Origin of the sequence: Pseudomonas macauensis, assembly GCF_047902425.1 — a bacterium.
Taxonomy (GTDB): domain Bacteria; phylum Pseudomonadota; class Gammaproteobacteria; order Pseudomonadales; family Pseudomonadaceae; genus Pseudomonas.
This window is the reverse complement of the sequence record NZ_CP138377.1, coordinates 1,293,121-1,311,665: the sequence shown is the minus strand read 5'-3', so window position 1 is coordinate 1,311,665 and position 18,545 is coordinate 1,293,121. Positions and strand designations below refer to the sequence as shown.

The following is an 18,545-nucleotide window of genomic DNA, read 5'->3' as shown; positions in this document are numbered from 1 at the left end:
ACGGTGGTTCTCTCAAGCCACCCGATTTTCTAGTGACAGTTTTGGTGACAGTTAGCAGGGTCAACTGTCATCAGTCACCCCATCTCTCGACCAAACTTCAGATGGGCAAAGGCATCGGCTTCGGCCTGATTCTGGCGTAACAACATGGAGGTTACGAAATGCGTCATCTGGCCTGGCCCCTCCTATGCGTATCGCTGTCCACGCCTTTCAGCGCCACAGCAGAAGAGTGGGTTAACCTCGCCAGCTCCGATCGCGGAGCTACGAAGTTTGACGCGCAACCTGGATCCTTTCGAATCACCACCAACCGCTCTGGCAAGGCTATTGCCGTGATCAACGGCAGGATGGTCGACACAAAAAGTTCGCGTATCGAAATCTACCAATGGTATGTGGCGGCAGAAGACTGCGCCGCGAAGATGGGCAAGCTGGTCAGCCTAGATACCCGTGGCGAATTTCAATTCGATAGCGATTTTATGCTGGACTCGGGGAACGTCGCGTCAATCGTCGCGGGTGTGATTTGCACTGCAGCTGACCAAGAAGCAAAGGAAACAGTAGGTAAAGGGCTCTAACCCTCGCTCCTGTTTCCGCAGCCAAACACGCCAAGATCAGCGCTCAACTTCCCTTCTAACCAGCTCCTGATACTCCGGCGGCGACATCGCCACAATCTGGTCGTGCGCCCAGTCCTTCCACTTCGACTTGCGCCGATCCCGCTCGGCCAGGATCTTGGCGGCATCAGCCTTCGCGCGGTCTAGGTTCTGCTGCCAGAACTCGAACAGACGGGCCTTCTCATCCTCCATCGCCTGCCGCTCCTCGGTGGGACGCTGTGCCAGATTCCAACGGCTCATCAGGTGACCTCCTGCAATTTGAAGGCGCGCATTCTACGCCCGTTCTGCAGACACTCCCTACCGCTGGTCATGCAGCGCATATACTGTACAAATAAACAGTATTATTGCCTTCCAGCCACCAAGGGAGGCACATCATGTACCACACCCAACACGACCAAGAACGCCGGCGCGCAAAGGCCTATTGGGAGGCCGCGCTGAGCGACCCGACTGCTTTCCTCTACTACGCCGACGAGCACTATCACTACCTGCTGGCCCAAGCCAATGAGATCTACCAGCTAGGATTGATCTCTCTGGCCGAGCGCAAGGACATGCTCACCAGAGCCTTAACCCAATACTCCTGGGCGGTGGAACACAACATCCGGCGGGAGTCGCACTGGTGTCGCGGTTGCTACTACCAAGTACTGGCCAAAGGCGAAGTAGTCGGAGAGGTTGGCCCGGAAGGGCATTACCGAGGCCTGGACCAGAAGCTGCTCGGAAACATCGAGGATGAGAAGCCACCAAAGCTCTATGCCTGGGTGAATCAATTTGACCGAGAGGTCGCCGGCGTAGTCGAAGGATTGAAGATCATCTGTGATGGGCAGGAGCTGTTCCAACTAAGGGAGTTTGTGCCGAAGGGCGCCGGGGATAGGCGCTGGCCATATTCAGGAGACTGATGATGTGCGGAAGAGTGACGCAGTTCGATAGCTGGGCTGACCTGGTGGCGATCATGCGCCTGCCAGGGCCTTCTATGGCACGGCAGCAGATCGAGGCGCGCTACAACATTCCACCATCAAAGCCGCTGATGTTGCTGCACATGGAGGGCGACACCCTGGTCGGTGACCTGGTGCGCTGGGGATGGCGCCCGCATTGGGCGACAGACAATAAGCTGCCGTCCAATGCACGCGTGGAGAAGGTGGCGCACAGCGCCTATTGGAGGGCGATCTGGCCACACAGGGCAATCGCGCCAATCAATGGATGGTTCGAGTGGATTCCGGCCGAGGCTGACCCGAAGAAGAAGCTTCCCTTCTACATCCGGAGACGTGACGGCTTGCCGTGCCTGGCCGCCGCCATCGGCCAATTCCCCATCGGAGAGCAGGAGCAGAACCCGCACGACGGATGCGCGATCATTACTGACGAGGCACGCGGAGGGCTTGTGGATGTACACGACCGCCGCCCGGTGGTGCTGACTCCGGAGCTAGCGGCCGAATGGTTGGACCCGGCCACACCGAAGGAACGCGCCGAGCAGATGCTACTCCAGCAGAGCGAGCCACCGGAGGCGTTCGAATGGTTCCGGGTCAGCACCGACGTTGGCAACGTGAAGAACCAAGGCGCGCATTTAGTGAAGCGGCTTTAAACCTTTCAGAATTTCTGCAGCTTCGAACCAGTGAGTCAGATGCCCATCCGCGCAGCCATACGCTCAAAAGCGTCACTATCGACAAGCTCGTAGGCATCGAACGGCCTTGCCCAATAAGCGAGCCAGTCCTCTACGTCTTCGACAGTGCAGTCACGGTTTACTAAATCGACCATGAGATCAACGAGATCTTGGTCAGGACCAGTGACCTCGATCCCGTTCAGCAGCAAGAACGTAATCGCAGCGGCAGCTGCTGTGCGCTTGTTCGCATTCAGGAAACAGTGAGCCACCGCCAGTCCGTCTGCGAAGACAGCAGCAAGAGTGATCACATCGTCTGTTTTCTGATAGTAGCGGTAATTGGCAGGCCGCTGCTGAGCAGTCGCCAATTCATGGGGCTTCAGAATGCCGATAGGCTCACACGGGGTTTGCGCCCGGATGAGCCTTTCGTTGAGTTTTACGAGGTCGTCAACAGATAGGTAGCGGATCCCTTCGCACTCTTCCGACATGATCAAACCTTAGCGAGATCCTCGAAGGCTTTTTCATACCGCTCAAAAGCGATGGCGAAGGCGTTGTCTACCTGCTGCTGATGATCGCCCATAGCCGGACGCGCACGCACGACTTCGTCTTTGTTGCGACGCGGGATGACCAGTTTGGTGTCTTTACGCAGGGCTTGAGACATATCTACCTCCACAGCTCAGTCTATGAGCTACTCCCCTTTCCATAGGGGCGATTCGCCTTATTCACAAGCGTAAACAATCGTTGCGCGAGCGATTCAGGCGCCTAAAGCGAAGCTTTCAGGGTGAAACAAAACGGTGTGTGTTGCTTTGATTGCGTCAGAACAGCATGGTTCAGCCGTTTGCCTCACCACTCTACATCGGCAAAAAACAGAAAAACTGCACAGTCATTAAACACCGTCTCTCGGACGTTGTAGCATTGAAAATTTCAATGTGCCTGCACCTAGCGCATCTTCGCTCACAGGAGCGCGGAAACGGATGTATCCGTTTCCGCGCTCCTGTGAGCCAAGTGCGGAAATATATTTCTCGAAATGCAGGATACCAAATCCTGTCAAGGCTTTCTAGCGTCATGACGGAGTCGTCATGACGAATCACCGAAAAAATGCGTGATTCCGTTGGCTTTTCAGCGAGCGATTTCGCGGGCCTGAAAGGCTGAGAGAGCTATTGCACAGGCATCAGCGTCTGCGGCGAGACGGGCAAGATCTGCTGCAGTCTCTGCCTGAAGTTCGGCGCAACCGTTTGCATCATCCAAGCTGGCACAGCCGGAGCCGGCTCGCACGCTACCGGAGGTGCCACTACTGGCGATAGTGGCGGCGTACATCCTCCGACGAGTAGTAGCAAGGTCCAAAGCAAGCTGATCGTTGACTTTCTGAGCACGTCGCAATTCTCCGTAGCGCTGTTGGTCGATGCCGTCGTACTGCGCCTGCAGCTCCTGACGGTCCTTGGCGCGGCGCTGCAGCTCGGCGGCGACCGCCTGGCTGATCTCGCCCCGCTCCTTTTCGTGAGCCAGCCCAAGGCTCGCCAGATCCGCGTCGGCTTGCGCGGATCTCCAGGTCCAGGCCGAGCCGAAGCCGGCGGCGAAGACCGCCACCGCCAGCACCAGGGCCGCCACCAGGCGAGCGCGGGTCATCCCGACACCACTCCACCAGCCAGCCGGTAGACCCGCACGCAGTCATCCAGCGAGCGCATACGCTGGTCCTGTTGGTTCGAGCCAGGGAGACTGGCCCACAGGGGAGCGACCCGCGCAATGGCCTGGCGGATCCGACCCGACTTCACATCATCAAGCGCCCTGAACTCGCGGATCAGCTGGATTGCCCAGCGGTCCTGCGAGCCCGGCCCGAAGTCAGGCAGGTCAAGCTGCGCCCGGTAATGCGCCCAGTCCTTGAGCATGAACTGGTAACGCCCGGAAGCACTGGACTTCAGGCCACGGCGGTTGATCTGCTTGCTCGGGCGGCCCTTGGCAAACGGGTGATCGCTGTAGTCGGTGAAGATCTCCGGCAATCCGTTGATGCCAGTCACGATCACGTCGTAGCCGTCATTCTTGGTTGCCGGGCTGATACTGGTCCCCTCCGCCCAGGCGAGCATATCGAGAAAGGCGCGCACGTTCTGGCCGCCAGCGACGGCAGCCGTCAGCATGGTCATAGGTATCTCCCAAATGAAAAGCCCGCCGGGCGGCGGGCTTGGTTACAGTCCGGACCGATGGCCTCAGACCTCGATGTCGTACTGCGGAAGGTTCGGCGCCTGCCCGATCACCTGGCCGTCGGCCAGAAAGGCGTTGTTTCCGGCAGAGACCGACGTGCCAGCCACCACCAGCTCGGCACCGGTGCGCAACTGCACGCGGCTGGTGCCGGCGATGGTGTCGACGTTGAGCACCTCCGCGACCGTCTTGTGCCCACCGGGCAGCAGCCCGATGAAGCGCCGCCATGGATTGACTGTCGCCATCAGCTGCTCCCGTAGTGCCGTTCGATCTTGAGAGTCTGCCAAACCGTGCTGGCCCCGACGCCACTGGCGGCGATCTCCACACCCAGGACGAGGCCGCGCCACGGCGTGGCTTCGTCCCGGACCTCGGCCAGCATCGCCGGTAGTACCAACCCGGGCGCGCTGTCGCCAACGTGGAATAGCGGAATACGGCGGGTCTCGATGCTCTGGCCACCGCCCTTGGACAGCTCGCAGATCCCGCGAGCGCGGGCCGCATCGGGGCTGGTCATCCAGTCGTCCAGCACATCCGCAGCCGGCTCATCGCCCGCAGTGCCGGCGCGCCGTACCTGGACGCCGACGCCGTGGTTGGTGCCACTGACGTACACGAAATTCCAGTTGGGCTGCGGGCTCCACTCACTGCCCCACTCGGCCACCACCTCCCCGGCGATGATGCGATCCGGCACCGCCGCGCCCCAGTTCCACACCGCCTCGCGGTAGCGCGGCAACACTGTCAGTCCATCGCCAGCCGCGTCGGGCCGCACCACCCCGCCCACCACCTCGGCCAGCCGGTGGATCACCTCCATGGGCGTCTGGTCCTGGTAGCTCATGGAGCCCGTCGGCAAGGTCCAGTCCGGCGGCCCCAGGCCCACGATGTCCCAGGACGCGGTGAAGCCGGTGCTCTGCAGCAGATCGTCGACCACCTGGCGGGCGTTGATCGACACCGAGTTCACTGCGCTGCGCTTGGGCGCATACGGCGCCGCCAGCAGCTGGGTTCGGCTGGCCCCGCTGATGGAGAAGGTCTCCGCCGGATGCTTGCCGCTGCCGCTCCAGCGCTCCACCAGGAAGCGCCACGTCCAACCGTTGATGGTCAGCTCGACCGTCTTCGGGCCGGACGCATCGGGCACCACCTGGTTGAGCGAGGTGCGCCCGAACAGCTCAGCGCTGAACGTCCAAGCGAAGGAGTCGATATCCAGCCCCACGCGGATGTTGGTGGCGTCCACCGGGACTCCGCTGGGGAGCACCACCAAGGTCACCGTGTTGGCGATCATGTAAGTCTCCAGAATGTCGGGCTCGTCCGGTGGATCGATCACCACCACGGGGCCCGGGTAGTCGGGGTAAACGATGCCGGTCGGCGTCGGATCGGCCGGAGTGCCCCAACCCCATGGCATGGTGCGCATCTGCTCCAAGATGCGCGCCGGGGTGAAGCGGACAGCGGCGCCGCTATCCACCGGCTGGATCGCACGCGACGGCGGCACGTAGCGGAAGTTGAAGAACACACCGGCACCGGGCGGCACGTAGCGCCCGGCGAAGTTGAACGACACGATGCCGGCCGGCGGGATGTACAGGCTGGCAAGCCGCTCGGCCTCCACATCCAGGCGCGGGCCGAGCTCGTCGCAGCGATACCAGCCCTGCCCGTTGCCGAGGTCCACGCGCGGCGGCAGGGGGTTGTAGATCAGCCGCAGGCGAACGTCCTGCTGGCGGATCGACCGGTCCCACGCCAACCGCAGCGTGCCGTCCTTCTCCGATACCAGGCTCCATGCGCTGCCGGCGCCCGCGTCCTGCGCCGCGCCTTCACTCCAAGCCGAGGCTGGCTGAAGGTCGACCTGCGGCACCGTCTCCCAGCCTACCCGCGTCGCCGGGTCAACCGCCTCGCCCGCGCCCCAGAGGCCGGACACTTCCTGTTCGCAGTCAGTCGTCAACCTCCAGGCAGCAGCACGCCGGCCATCCAGCCAGCGCCGCGCCGGTTGCCAGCGCGACGACGTTTCCAGAGTCAGCATTCAGATGCCCTCGATGCGGAGCGGACCATGTGCCAGAGGCTGGTGATAACGGGCGACCACGGCGCGGGCCGTGCCAAGCTGCTGGGGGCCTTCGACGCTCTCATCCCACCAGACCGGCTCGCTGGCAGGGAGCACACCGGATTCGGTGATGTGGTACACCCACCCAACAAACAGCGTCGGGCGGATGACCTGGCCAATGGTGACGGGCAGGTTCGGCGCGAAGGTCAAACCCCAGGCATCCAGGCCGACGGCGTAACAATCGCCGTCCGTGACGCGGACGTTGATCACCCCGTCGCCACCCAGTGCCTCGCCGTAACCAGCGATTCGCCATTGGCCGCTACTGGGCTTTTCCACCACCAGCACTTCCCCGGTCACCGGGGCGCCCTCCACACGCACCCGCGCCGCCAGCGTGCCAGGATCACCGGTCGCGCCGCCGTCCCCGGAGGTAATGTTGAAGGTGTAGGTGCCATCGGCGGAGATGGTCAGATACGCTGCCCGCACTTTCTTCGGCGGCGTCTCGTCGCAACCCAAAACCATCCAACTGCCCTGGTCGGTCAGGACCTGCTGCAGGACGCGCTCATAGCGGGTGAATTCGCCGTCCAGGGCCTCAACCGCGAGGCACACCTGATTGAGCTGGCTCGCACTACGATAGAAGGCCACCCACTTCCTGGTCGACGTAACCTCGCCGTCGAGCAGGATCCGGAAGCGGAACGACACCCAGGGCGGCAGCAGCCGACCGAGGTCACGCGGGAGATGCGTTACCGTCAGCGCCATCACCAGAACCTCGCATCAAGGGTCATGTAGAGGCCGCCCACCGTCCAGCGGACCTTGAGCGGCACGACCGACAAGCCCGGCCCCAAGTCAAACGGGGTAGCAGCATTGGCGTTCGTGATATCCGTGTACACCGAACCGCGCCCCACTGATCGGAGCGCGTAATTCAGATATCCAACGGAAGCCGGCTGCCTGGCCAGGCCACGGATGAAGCCGGCCGCCTTGGTGGCAACCATCCAGGGGAAGCGCACAAGGTCAACCTGCTCCAGTGGGTAGACCGTCTGCCCCGTATCCTGGCCCTGCGACAACGGCGTAACGGGTGCAATGCTTCCCGTATCCACGAGGAGCCCTGTGGCTGGATCACGCAGTGCCGTCAAGCCACCGCTGCCAAGATCGTTGGTGGCCGAGGAGAAGTTCGTCGTGTTCACTCCCCCCAACGCCATGAAGTTGCCACCACTGTCCTCACCGAACGCCAGGGTAAGGCCTTGATCAGCCTGACCAGTTAGGTTTGCGTACTGCGCGTTGGAGTTGCCACCCCAGCAGTACACGGTCATAAGAACCGACCGCGCATCGGCGACAAAGGCCCAAGAGTACTGGGCATTAAGAGCGAGGCTGGTGAGAGCAAGGTAGTGCGGCACGGCATTGTTCGCTGCCGTGCCGGTTTTCACGCCCTGGCCAGTGATGATGTCGCTGACCACCCCATCAAAGGTGGCCGCCATCGTTACCCGCACCGCGAATGACGTTCCGGTCAAGGTGAAACAGATGTAGCCACTGCCGGGGCCATTGCGCAGCACCAAGTAGTTGGTTCCCTCCGCAACCAGCACCCACCCCGCCGCAGGCTTGCTGCCGTAACCGCTGACCAGGACTGCCTTCAGGATCAGCTTGAAGGCGTTGAACGAGAATGACGCGCCATTCCCAAGCGTCAATCCCGGCGCGCCTGTATCGGTGTTCAAGTACATCGTGGCCATCAGTCAGCATCTCCTCGAATCTGCAGGCGGAACTGATCGTCCGCGACCGCGCCCTGGCCACTGAGCACCGTGCGAGTGATCCAGAGCGGACCCAGCGCGGAGTCGGTGTTGAAGCGCACCGCGTTACCCGCAGCCCAGCCGACGCCCCACCCTTCCTTGCGGATGGTGAAGTAGGGCGTGCCGGTCTCCGGGTTGACTGGCGCGCAGTCGGCAGCCGTGTTGCCGGTGGAGATCACCCCCAGCTTTTCCTCGACCACCTGGAACGCCGAGGCGCTGGTGAATACCAACGCCCACTTGCCGTCGATGGCGCCCATGTTGGTGATCAGCGGCGGGTAGCTGAGCAGGTTGTAGTTGGCCGTGGTCGTCTCACCGATGGGCGCACTGGTCCAGTTCGGCACGCCCTGGTTCCAGGTCTTCTGGGTGAACCAGTGGTGATACCGCGACTGCAAATCGCCCCAGCTCACCGCACTGGAGACCATGGTCTCGTCGGCCGGGAGATCCCACGGCATTGGCGAACTGATCGCCAGCTCACCGCTGACCTGCACTTCCGTGCACTGCGTCATGTGCTCAACCCGATCCCGCACCACCAACGGCAAGGTCAGCGGATTGCCGGCCGCATCCTGCAGCACTAGCGGATTGGCCCAGGTCACGCGCCCCTGCGCCCGGTCAGCGACATAGCCGGCGGCCTTCATCGACACCCCGTTCACGTCGACCACCGCAATCTCCGCCTGCTGCATCCGGCCGAGCTGCAGCACCCCGCCCGGCTGCGGGCTGGCCACCGTGGTCTCCGCCGTGTGGTGGATCACCAGCACGTCGGCTTCGCGGTAGATCGGCACCCGGCCGTCCGCCGGCAGCCGCACCGGGTCTAGCCCGATAAGGCTGGCATCCAGGGGCAAGCTGGAAAACACCACCGCGTTGTAGCGCAGCAGCAGCGGGATGACCGGAATGTCGCTCGCCCCGGTCTGGTCGGCCTGGTCACTGGTAAAGCGCAGGCGCGCGATGCCGGTGGAAGCATCCACCGTGCCCTTGATCACCGCATGGTTGAAGACCCCGTTGGCATCCGCCGTGGCGACGACGATCTGCGCGGTGTCAACGCGCACGGCAGTCACCTGCATGCTTCCTGGCCGCAACGGCGCACCCGGCGTGCGGAACACCATGGCGTTGACGCTGAAGCCAGCGTTGGTAGTGAGGCAGGCCAGCAGCGTCACCGCTGCCGCCGCACCCGCGTTATAGGTGCTGAGCGTGGCAGTCCGGCCGGCGTAGTCGACGGAGCCGACGGCGATGCCGGCATTGGTCTGGCTGTTGATGTTCTTGTACAGCACGCCCGAACGGTCGACATAGGTCTCCCCCGCCCAGGTGAATACCAGCGAACCCGGCAGGATTGGCTCCGCGATGCCCGGCAGCAGGTCCAGCGTCACCGGCGCCACCGTCTGGCTGTCGGTCTGGCTGCCATAGGTCAGCCCGTTGGATTGGGCGCGAATCGCCAGCGTGCCGCCGAACGACTCCATCACGCTCGTGTTGGTGGCCACCAGGATCAGTTCGTCAGGCCTGAACTGGCTTTCACTCTTCTTCGTGGCGTAGGTGTATTCCTTGAAGGTGTAGGTCCGCGCCACCTGCAGACTGAAGGCGCCCGTCTGATAGTTGAGGTTGCCAATGCGGCCGATCCAGGCGCCCGAACCGTTGTCGGTGACGGAGTTCTCAACCAGCACCTCCGACTCATACACCGGCAGCGTGTTGCCACCGTCGATGACGCCTTTGCTCAGCGCCGGCACCGGCGCGCGCTGGCGGGTCACCCAGTTGATCTGGACGCTGCCCGGTTTCAGCGGCGCCCCTGGGATGGTTCCGCTGCACATGCCGCTGCTGTCGGAGGTCACAGCCAAGGGGGTGTCGGTGAAGCTGCCCTGCTGGTAGGTGTGGGTGATACCCGAGCCCGCATCCGGCGTGGCCGACAGCTCCAAGCTGACCTTGCCCGCCGCGTAGTTGATGACCCCGTTCCCGCCCGAGCCAGACAGGGTGCCGTTGCCGTTGTCGGTGATGGTCTTGGTTACCCCGCCCACCTTGAAGGTGGCCGAGTAGCTGCCCGGCAGCAGCCCCTGGTGGGGCAGCTCTCGGGCGATCTTCGCCTTCGCCGGCACACTCGCCCCGGTGCGCTGGGTCAGCGCGGCGGCGTTCTGCCCGACGTAGGCCCAGATCACCGAGCTGCCCACATCCGGCAGGGCGTTCAGGGTGATCGACACCGAGCCGGTGGCAAACGCGATGGTGCCGGTCCCCTCGCCCACCAGGTCGCCGTTGCCCCAGTCACGCAGCACTTGCCACTTGCCCAACGCCAGGTAGCTGACCTCCAGCGTGCCCGGCATGGGCGGTGCGTCGGCCAGGCTCAGGGTGTACACGTAGCCACGGTTGGACAGGTCAATCGGGATCTCCCCGGTGACCGTCTCACCGGTGGCAGGCGCGCCCGGCTGGTAGGTACTGGTTGCGGCGCCGGTGTAGGCCGCGCCGGTGCGGCTGACATTGACCTCGCCGGTTTCGTAGTCGATTGCCCCACTGGTGATCCAGTTGCTGCCGCTGACAAAGCGCAGGCCCCCCACGCTGTCGTCGGTGAACGTCCCGCCGTTGACGGTGAGGCTCAGCGACCCCGGCGCACAGCCGGTACCGAGGAAGGCCCGAGACTGCCCGCCGGTGACCGCCGCGAAGGTCAGGGTCACGCTACGGGTCGGGCCAGCCGCCAGCACCAGGCGCCGCTGATAGCCGGCCAGTTGATCGATCAGCGCATTCTCGCGCGTGGTGCTCGGCACCAGGTGCGAATAGACCGACTTCACTCGCAGGCTCAGGGCGCCCATGGTGACCCCCTGGGATAGCGGGCTGATACCGAAGTAATGCGCCGCGTCCGCGACCTGGGTCGTAAGGACTGCGCTCTTTACCCCGGTGCTGCCGGCGGGCATCGCAGTGCCGGCCGGAGTCGGCTGGCCGCCGGCGAAGGTGTTGAGAAGCGGCGAAGAGATCGACAGGTCGAGACGGCGGCGAGTGAAGGTCACGAAGTTGCCGTTGCCGTAGTCGTAGGTGAACTGCTCCAGCCGCGCCTCCACATTGGTGATGCGCAGGTACTGCGACAGCGAGCCGTTGACCAGCTGGTACACCTGGCCGATCTCCGGCTGCCGCTGTTCCTCGCGCTGGATGCAGGCGATAGCGCGCTGGCCCTGCAGCTGGTTGCCCAGCAGCTCGAACTGCGCAGCCACCGCCGGCACCACGAACGACTCGATGGCGTTGCGCGCGTCGGCGCGCTCATCGGTCTGGCTGCCGGTGTTGAACAGCAGTACCGAGACGTTCGGGTCCTGCGGCGCCTCGGTCAGGATCGCGTGAGCGCCCAGGTAGGCGTCGGAGTTGGTCGACATCACGCCCGCGAAGACCTTGCGCAAGCTGATGCGACCGATGGTGCGGTCCAGACGCGAGATGTCGGGGAAGACGTTGTTCACTTCGCTGTCGACCACGGCCTGGCCGGTGGCGCGACCGCCGCCGTCAGTCTCGTCTGTGAGCCGTTGGCTCTTGAGCAGCTTGATGTCGTTGACGCTGATGGTCATGGAATGCTCCAGCCAGAAACGAAAAACCCCGCCGAAGCGGGGTGTGGTGAAGGTGTGGCGCCGTCAGGCGCCGGGGTAGTCCCAGAGGATCAGCTGGGCGCGGCCCTCGCCAGCGCGGACCTGAGCCAGCCGCGAGCCAGGGCGACCGGCAGGCGATTCGGCCTGACAGCGCGCCAGGGCCTCGGCGAAGGTTTCCCCTCCGCCCTCCTCGACGGGCAGCCCCAGCTCCTCCGGCGTCAGAGGCTGGACGTTATCGATGCTCCAGCGGCCCGGCGCTTCGTGCTGGTCCATCACCGCGACGGCGCCCTCCGACGAGCCGGCGGCGACTACGTTGCCGCCAACCCAGTAGGCGATCAGTTGCATGGGGTTCTCCCGTCAGGGGGCTGGCGGTGGCGGCGCCACCGTGATCAGCCGCAGGTTCACGTCGTAGTCATCATCAGGACCAGGGTTCACTTTGCGCCACACCTGCTTGGCCGACAGCGGCGCACCGTTGGTACGGTCGAAGATCACCGAGAATTCCCGGCCATCCGGCAGCACCAGCGGCATCACGCGGCCTGGTTGATCCCGCAGGATCTCCAGCTGCCGGACCACAGACAGTGGCGTCCAGACCCCATCATTCGACTGCAGGGTGATTGGCCGGCCATGGACCTTGACGCCCTCCTGCACCAGCAGCACGCCGGTGACGGAGCGCTCCTGCACCTGGGCGACCGGGTCCCAGTCGAATTCGTCCACCCACTCGAACTGGTCATCCAGCGCTACGGAATCGAGCATCATCGTGTCGTCGTCCTGAATCCGAATTGTTCAAGGGTGCCCAGCAGCGCCGTGCCATCGTCTTCCACACCCACGTTGACCGGCCCGCGAGGCGTCTCCAGACGAATGATCTTCATTGGCTCGGCCGCCGGGCTGGCAGCAGATCCCGCCGGCTTGGCCTCAGCATCCCGAGCAGCGGTCTGCGCGTCGACGCGCTTCTGCTGCTCCTCCTGCTGCCGCTTCACATTGGTCTCTACCTCGATCTGGCGCAGCGTGGCCAGGGCATCGGCGAGGTTCTTCACCGCGTTCAGGTCGCCGCTACCCTGGGCTTCGGCATACTGCTGCTGCAGCTCCGAGCGACGACTGGCAAACCGGGACCGATCCACCGCTTCCTGCTCGCCGCGCAGCCCCGCCAACTCCTCGCGCAAGCTGGCCAGGGTGGTCTTTGACCCTTCGCCCAACTGCTTGACCTTCTCCTCGGCCGAAGCGATGGCACTCTCCAACGTGCGCATGTCCGAATCGTTGAGCAGGCTCATCCCCTGGCGGGCCGCCTTGGCCGAAGAGAGGAAGTCCTTCAGCTTCATCTTGCCGCTGTCGACGCCATCAAGCAGGCGCTGCAGGGCGGCCTTCTGGCCAAGGTAGCCGGCCTGAATTTCAAGGCTGTCCCGCTGCTGCTGCAACGCCCACTTCGAGAGGCCGTCGAGCCCCACCTGGTTCAGCGACGCCTTTACCCCCTCCAACTGTTTGATCACGCGCCCAATGGATGCGCTGGTCGCATCCAGGCTGCTCGTGTCGATAGCGATGTCCGTGCTGGAAATGCCGCGCAGGGCGTCGAACGCCGCCAAGGCCTCAGCGCTGAGCTGTGCCAGGGGCTGCCGCGCCTGGGTCATCACACTGCCGAAGAAGCCAGCGAAGGCCTCCATATCCGCCTTGGCATCCTTAGAGCCCTTACGGCTGGCCTCCATATTGGCGCCGATTTCCTTACGCTGCTCCTCAAGGGACTTGGTGGCCTTGTCGGTGCTCTCGGCCAGGTCCTCCATCCCCTGGCCACCGTCGGCACCGGCCTGCCGGAGTTCCTTGACCTTCTCCGCCAGCCTGGTCTGTTCCTGGTTGAACTCCCGCGCCTTGATCGTTCCATCGTTGTAGAGCTTGCTCAGGGCGGTACGGATGTTCTGAATGTCCACCGAGGTCTTGGCGTTGCTGATGGCGTCCTGCACATCCTTGAGCGATTCCAGCCCGGTGCTGAGATCGGAGACACCGAGAGCGGCAGACCCTGCCGCCCCCTTCAGCTCCTTCAGCTTGGTATTCAGCAAGCCCGTGGCATTCGCATAGTCCTGCTGACTGAGCGTGCCCGCCTGGCTCGACTCCAGCAGCTTGGCACGCAAGGCTTCCAGCTCCTGCACCGACTTTGCCGCACCGATGGCCGCGATAGCCCCCGCCACATCCTTGAAGCCGCCGGCGATCTTCCCTTGATTGGCAACTAGGTGATCCGCATGTGCCTGCCACAGCTGCTGCTGCGCAGTCAGCTCGGTGCTGGTGGTCGTGGTCTGCTCCTTTGCCGAGGACTCCACCTTGTCATTGAGAAAATCCCAGGCTTCCTGGATCTGCCCGAGGTCCGTTTTTGCCTGATCGACATAGCCTTGGCTCAGGTCGCCAAGGAATGTGTAAAGCCCCTCTGCCTTGCCCTGGATCTCGGACCCGCCAAAGAACCCGGCGATCTGCCCGGCACCGAGTGCAAGGTTGCCGATAGTGACCTGCAGCGCCTTCGTCAGCGCCGCAGCGGTGGAGCTGACCAACAGGGAAAACCCGTTCCATACCGTCGTCAGCGTGCCGACTACCACTTTTCCGGTGGTGGCCACCGTATCAACAGCAGGACCGATGGACTTGGCGACGTTCTCCGCCTTCTTCACCAGGCTTGTGAAATCAACATCCCCGAGCTTGCCGATGTACTCAAGGATCTTCTGGCTGCCCACCACGAAGGCATCCGACAGCGCCCGCGCCAAGCGATCCAGACGGCCGTCTCCATCCATCTGAGCGATGGTCGTGGACAGATCCTTCAGCCGGGTCTTGGCGTACTCCAGGGCTCCGGACTTGGAGATCCGATCAAGGAAGTCGGTCGCGGTGTCGCTCAGGTTGCTCAGCAGGCCAGTCAGCGTGCCCATGGCCTTGGCAGCGGCACCTTCGGAACTGCGCCCCATCTCATCGATGAGGGCCTTGATCACGTCACGACCGAGCTTGCCCTTGGTGGCCAGGTCCTGCAGCTGCGCCGTGTTCTTTCCGGTCACCTTGGCGAGCATGTCCCATACCGGCACGCCACGCTCAACGAGCTGCAGGATCTCCTCGGTCTGCAGCTTCTCTTTGGCCCAGGCCTGACCGAGAGCGGAGGAGATGCCCTCCAGGCGCTCCATGCCACCGCCCAGCTTCTCGGACTGGTCTTCAATGGCCTTCAGCGACCCGTTCATGGGGTCAATGCCGTAGGCCTTGAGCAAGGCAAACGCATCGGTCACATCGCTGAGCTGCAGCGGCGTGTCCTTCGCAAAGGCCTTGATCCAGGCCGTCGCCTTCTGCCCCCCTTCCACTGACCCCATGAGGGCGGCCAGTCGATTCTGCAGGTTCTCGAAGCGGTCGCCGGTCTGCAGCATCGACGCGATGCCACCGCGAACCGCATCGATGCCACTGCGCACCAGGCCAATAGCAGCCTCGACGCCGATGAAGCCGGCTGCGTACAGGGCCGCCTGACGCACCCCCGAGACCATCGCCGTGCGAACGGCATCGACCCGCGAGCGATGCTCGTCGGCGGCCTGGCCTGCGGCTCTCTCTGCCGCAATCACATCACGCAGCTGGGTGCGCTTCTCGCCGAGCGCCGTCTTGCCCTGGTCAATGGCCTGGGTCAGACGCTGCTCCTCGCCCTGCAGATCCTCGGTACTGATACCGGCCGCCGTCAGGGCGCCGGTGAGGTTGCGGACAGCCGTCTGGTTGGTCCTGTAGGCGCGAGCCGCGTCATCCGCAGCCTTGCGCGCCTCCCGCAGAGCGATGCGCTGGCCCGCCGTGGCGTGCTCATTGTCGCCAAACTCGCGGGTCAGATCGTCGACGGTGGCCTGGGTATCGCGCATCGCGCGCTCCAGATCCGCCGAGGCGGTGCGGGTGTCGCGGAGATTGCGCACCATGGACCGGCTGCGGCTGTCATCCTCCAGGGACTTCTTCAGCCGCTCGGTCTCTTCCCGCAGCTCTCTGACATCGGCGCTGCTCTTTTCGACTTCGCCGCTGAACAGGTTGCGCGCGGCAAGGGTGATCTGAATCAGGCGATCCTTGATTGCCATAGCGGCCTCACAAACAAAAAGGCCCCGCGATCCGCGAGGCCTGAGAATTCAGGGGTGGGCCTTCCCTGGCCCTGCCAGGCCATCAGACCTGGCGAATGGTGTAGAACTGCGACAGGCCAGCGCCGACGCGAGTGATGTCCGCCAGTGCCTCGAAGGTGATCGCCAGCGGGTGGTAATCGCCAGTACCCGAGATGGGCAGCTCCTGCACCACGTCGAACTTGGCGCGATATAGCGTCACGTCGTAGGGCTTGCCGTCCTGAGCGTCGTTGAGGCCGGAGAAGTGCAACGAATGCTCCAGGCTTGCGCCCGCGAACACCTCGATGACATCGGCCTTGATCTTGGTGTAGGTCACCTTGATGCCGGTCTCGTCGATCTTGCTGCCACTGGTGACCTGCAGGCCGTATGGCGTCACCAGGTAGTCCTCGCCAGCAACCAACGCGAGATCCGCAGCGGTCTTCACGGTGAACGACTGGGTGGGATCCGGCAGATCGTTCAGCACGATGTGCTCGCCTGCCGTGCCTGCCGTGGGGTGTACCTCATCCGTTACGGTGCCGGCGGTGACACCACGCACTGCGGAGTTCAGCGCGAAGGCCAGGGCGGATGGGGTCCAGTCGTACAGGGTGAAGCTGCCGGTCACCGCAGTGATGCGGGTCTTGCTGTTGTTGTTGCCGACACCGGTGCGGTAGTTCGGCAGCGACTTCTTTTCCGTGGCGTGCGCGAGTTTCAGATCGGAGCTGTTGCCGATCTCGTTGTAACCCGATTGCGCCTGGTAGCGCTTCGACTCCAGCGGGCCGTAGCCGATCAGAGAGCGGTCCGGGGTGAGAATCATGTGGATCTCCTATGGATGGGTGGGTTTACTTGCGCGGCTTGGCCGAGCGCTCTTCGTGGGCGACCTCGGCGGCGGGCTCTTCGGCGCTGATCCCTTCGGTGGCGGGCGCCACGGCAGCGGGCTCGGGCTCCTTCTCCAGGGCACCGATGCTGCGAGCATGCGCAGCGCAGGCCTCGGACAGCGGCTGCTTGCCCACCTCGACCACGCGGGCCTTGGCACCGGGCTCCTGATAGGCAAAGGGTTTGATCACGTTGACTTCCGGCATGGGTGCCTCCAAAAGAAAGGCCGCCCGTAGGCGGCCTGGTGGGTCGGTGGTGAATCAGTAGCGCTCGACGTACCCCACCGCGACGGTGAGGCGCATGGCGCCGAGGGTGTGGGCCGGGGTCGGATAGTCGAACTCGACATCCGCGACAGACATCGAGAAGACTTTGCCAGCCAGAGCGCGGCCATGAACGAAGCCACCAACAGCCTTGGTCACTGACCACTCCGCCTGGTCGAACACGACATCCCGTTCCCGGTCTGCGTAGTCGGCGAAATCCAGGATCAGCTCCAGCACCAGCTGTCGCTCCCGACGCCCCGGCATGGTCGGCGCCGGGCTATCGGAGTTCGCCTGACTGCTCGCCGCCAGCAGCACGGAGACCGTCGGCAGCGGAACCGAGTCCGGGCAGTCCTCCATGGACTTACCGCGCAGGATCGTGCGGATCTCAATCGGGTAGCCGTTGGCCAGGGTGATCGACCGCAGGCGCTCCACCAGCTCATCCGTGATGGCAGTGGCGTGAATGATGACGGCCATCAGAAAAGCACCCCATCGAGTCCAAGGTTGAATTCCTCGGCCAGGATCTCCGAGGCGAGAGCGTGGCGCGCGTCGTCGACTGCGGCCCCCATCAGTGCAGCAGCGGACGGCCCCTGCGCGTTCTGCGGGACCGGGCCCCACGAGTACCGATAGGTCTTGATGTGCTTGTTCCGGGTCTTCGGCCCGATGTTCCGGACCTTCTCGCTTCGCGTTGCCAGCGGCAGGCGCCGCTTGCTGCGCGGGTTGATGAAGCCGGCGGCGACCTTCTCTCCCTGCCACCAGGCGACGAGAATCCGCGCCCGCGTCCCGGTGCCGTCAGGATCCGCTGCCCGGTGCTTGTAGCAACGAGCGGGAATCCCATGCGACGACGGGACGATGCGACCCTGCGGCACGTTGCTGGTCGCAGTCCGGAAGCTGATGCGGTCGTGCAGAATCGCCTGGCGGATCCCGGTGGCGGCCGAGATAGGCTCGACCAGCAGGACACGCCGGATCCGTCGGCCGGCGCGGTTGATCGCGTTGATCTCAATGCGCAGGTACTTCTTCGGGTCGATGCCGAAACGCTCGGCGCCACCCTCGAAGCCCTGCATGGAGACAGTCATGCTCATACGCGCCTCACCCACATCCGCCGCACGATGCGGTCGTCGTCATCTTCGACCAGGCCGGTGACGCGCCAGGTCGCACCACCCACCACGAACTCCGCCCCCGGCTGGGGACGGCCGACTTCGATCACCGCCGCCTCCAGCTGCGTGCTGTAGGCGTTCAACCCGAGGTTGTCACCGACACGCTTGACACCGTGGGCGAGGAACACCCGGCAAGGCACCTGCGCTGCCGCTGGTGCCGCTTTCAACATCGCCGGCACTCCTACCAGCTCGTCGCAGCTCATCAGCAGCTCTGCGCGCTCCCCGGTGAAGTCGCGGGCGTCGTTGATGTACAGCAGTCGGCCGCCGTGCTTCAGGTAGCGCCCGGCAACCAACTCCGGGCTGAACCGCGCCCGCACCTCGACTCGCACGCTGGCCCGCAAGCCGACGGCAGGCGGAGCCGCGGTGCCTTCCTTGCTGCGGATTCCAACCCAGCGGCGGCAAACCTCCACCGCCTGCAGGGTGTCCGACAGGTCCAGCACAGCCGCCCGGTAGCGCAGATTTCCCGCACGCATA

Annotated in this window: 21 protein-coding genes; 3 read left to right on the top strand and 18 right to left on the bottom strand. The window is 64.0% G+C overall.

Going from position 1 to position 18,545, the window contains the following annotated elements:
* The first annotated feature begins 158 nt into the window (after positions 1–158).
* Complete coding sequence (locus SD196_RS06225) at positions 159–566, top strand: hypothetical protein (protein ID WP_416311183.1); 408 nt, start codon at positions 159–161, stop codon at positions 564–566.
* Between the two features lie 36 nt (positions 567–602).
* On the opposite strand, the gene SD196_RS06220 is transcribed toward SD196_RS06225, so the two are convergent.
* Positions 603–842 (bottom strand): hypothetical protein, encoded by a 240-nt coding sequence (locus SD196_RS06220; protein WP_416311182.1) that lies wholly within the window; start codon positions 840–842, stop codon positions 603–605.
* A gap of 134 nt (positions 843–976) precedes the next feature.
* Between SD196_RS06220 and SD196_RS06215 the strand changes: the two genes are divergently transcribed.
* Together SD196_RS06215 and SD196_RS06210 are read left to right on the top strand one after the other, a co-directional pair.
* Positions 977–1,495, top strand: a complete 519-nt coding sequence (locus SD196_RS06215) for a hypothetical protein (protein WP_416311181.1) — start codon at positions 977–979, stop codon at positions 1,493–1,495.
* Between the two features lie 2 nt (positions 1,496–1,497).
* Positions 1,498–2,175 carry an SOS response-associated peptidase gene (locus SD196_RS06210; protein ID WP_416311717.1) on the top strand — a complete coding sequence of 226 codons (678 nt, stop codon included), beginning with the start codon at positions 1,498–1,500 and terminating at the stop codon, positions 2,173–2,175.
* 35 nt (positions 2,176–2,210) lie between these two features.
* On the opposite strand, the gene SD196_RS06205 is transcribed toward SD196_RS06210, so the two are convergent.
* From SD196_RS06205 to SD196_RS06125, 17 genes are all read right to left on the bottom strand, one after another.
* On the bottom strand, positions 2,211–2,678 hold the full coding sequence (locus tag SD196_RS06205; RefSeq protein ID WP_416311180.1) for a type II toxin-antitoxin system death-on-curing family toxin: 468 nt from the start codon (positions 2,676–2,678) through the stop codon (positions 2,211–2,213).
* Between the two features lie 2 nt (positions 2,679–2,680).
* Entirely contained in the window at positions 2,681–2,851 is a 171-nt protein-coding gene (locus SD196_RS06200) for a hypothetical protein (protein ID WP_416311179.1), read from the bottom strand.
* A gap of 458 nt (positions 2,852–3,309) precedes the next feature.
* On the bottom strand, positions 3,310–3,816 hold the full coding sequence (locus tag SD196_RS06195) for a hypothetical protein (RefSeq protein WP_416311178.1): 507 nt from the start codon (positions 3,814–3,816) through the stop codon (positions 3,310–3,312).
* A complete protein-coding gene (locus tag SD196_RS06190) occupies positions 3,813–4,328 on the bottom strand; it encodes a glycoside hydrolase family 104 protein (protein ID WP_416311177.1) in 516 nt (171 codons plus the stop codon). Before SD196_RS06190 ends, SD196_RS06195 begins: the two co-directional genes overlap by 4 nt.
* Before the next feature lie 63 nt (positions 4,329–4,391).
* Positions 4,392–4,628, bottom strand: a complete 237-nt coding sequence (locus tag SD196_RS06185; RefSeq protein ID WP_416311176.1) for a hypothetical protein — start codon at positions 4,626–4,628, stop codon at positions 4,392–4,394.
* Positions 4,628–6,382 (bottom strand): hypothetical protein, encoded by a 1,755-nt coding sequence (locus SD196_RS06180; protein WP_416311175.1) that lies wholly within the window; start codon positions 6,380–6,382, stop codon positions 4,628–4,630. The genes SD196_RS06185 and SD196_RS06180 overlap by 1 nt, the downstream gene beginning before the upstream one ends.
* Complete coding sequence (locus tag SD196_RS06175; RefSeq protein WP_416311174.1) at positions 6,383–7,156, bottom strand: hypothetical protein; 774 nt, start codon at positions 7,154–7,156, stop codon at positions 6,383–6,385.
* Entirely contained in the window at positions 7,156–8,121 is a 966-nt protein-coding gene (locus tag SD196_RS06170) for a hypothetical protein (protein WP_416311173.1), read from the bottom strand. The genes SD196_RS06175 and SD196_RS06170 overlap by 1 nt, the downstream gene beginning before the upstream one ends.
* Positions 8,121–11,699 (bottom strand): hypothetical protein, encoded by a 3,579-nt coding sequence (locus tag SD196_RS06165; RefSeq protein ID WP_416311172.1) that lies wholly within the window; start codon positions 11,697–11,699, stop codon positions 8,121–8,123. The genes SD196_RS06170 and SD196_RS06165 overlap by 1 nt, the downstream gene beginning before the upstream one ends.
* A gap of 63 nt (positions 11,700–11,762) precedes the next feature.
* A complete protein-coding gene (locus SD196_RS06160) occupies positions 11,763–12,062 on the bottom strand; it encodes a hypothetical protein (protein ID WP_416311171.1) in 300 nt (99 codons plus the stop codon).
* A gap of 12 nt (positions 12,063–12,074) precedes the next feature.
* Complete coding sequence (locus tag SD196_RS06155; RefSeq protein ID WP_416311170.1) at positions 12,075–12,473, bottom strand: hypothetical protein; 399 nt, start codon at positions 12,471–12,473, stop codon at positions 12,075–12,077.
* Entirely contained in the window at positions 12,470–15,769 is a 3,300-nt protein-coding gene (locus SD196_RS06150; RefSeq protein ID WP_416311169.1) for a tape measure protein, read from the bottom strand. Before SD196_RS06150 ends, SD196_RS06155 begins: the two co-directional genes overlap by 4 nt.
* 82 nt (positions 15,770–15,851) lie before the next feature.
* A complete protein-coding gene (locus SD196_RS06145) occupies positions 15,852–16,598 on the bottom strand; it encodes a hypothetical protein (RefSeq protein WP_416311168.1) in 747 nt (248 codons plus the stop codon).
* 25 nt (positions 16,599–16,623) lie between these two features.
* On the bottom strand, positions 16,624–16,863 hold the full coding sequence (locus tag SD196_RS06140; protein WP_416311167.1) for a hypothetical protein: 240 nt from the start codon (positions 16,861–16,863) through the stop codon (positions 16,624–16,626).
* 54 nt (positions 16,864–16,917) lie between these two features.
* Positions 16,918–17,391: a hypothetical protein gene (locus SD196_RS06135; RefSeq protein ID WP_416311166.1), complete on the bottom strand. Its 474-nt coding sequence runs from the start codon at positions 17,389–17,391 to the stop codon at positions 16,918–16,920.
* Positions 17,391–17,990: a hypothetical protein gene (locus SD196_RS06130; RefSeq protein ID WP_416311165.1), complete on the bottom strand. Its 600-nt coding sequence runs from the start codon at positions 17,988–17,990 to the stop codon at positions 17,391–17,393. Before SD196_RS06130 ends, SD196_RS06135 begins: the two co-directional genes overlap by 1 nt.
* A 2-nt stretch (positions 17,991–17,992) precedes the next feature.
* Entirely contained in the window at positions 17,993–18,544 is a 552-nt protein-coding gene (locus tag SD196_RS06125) for a hypothetical protein (RefSeq protein ID WP_416311164.1), read from the bottom strand.
* Between the last annotated feature and the right edge of the window lies 1 nt (position 18,545).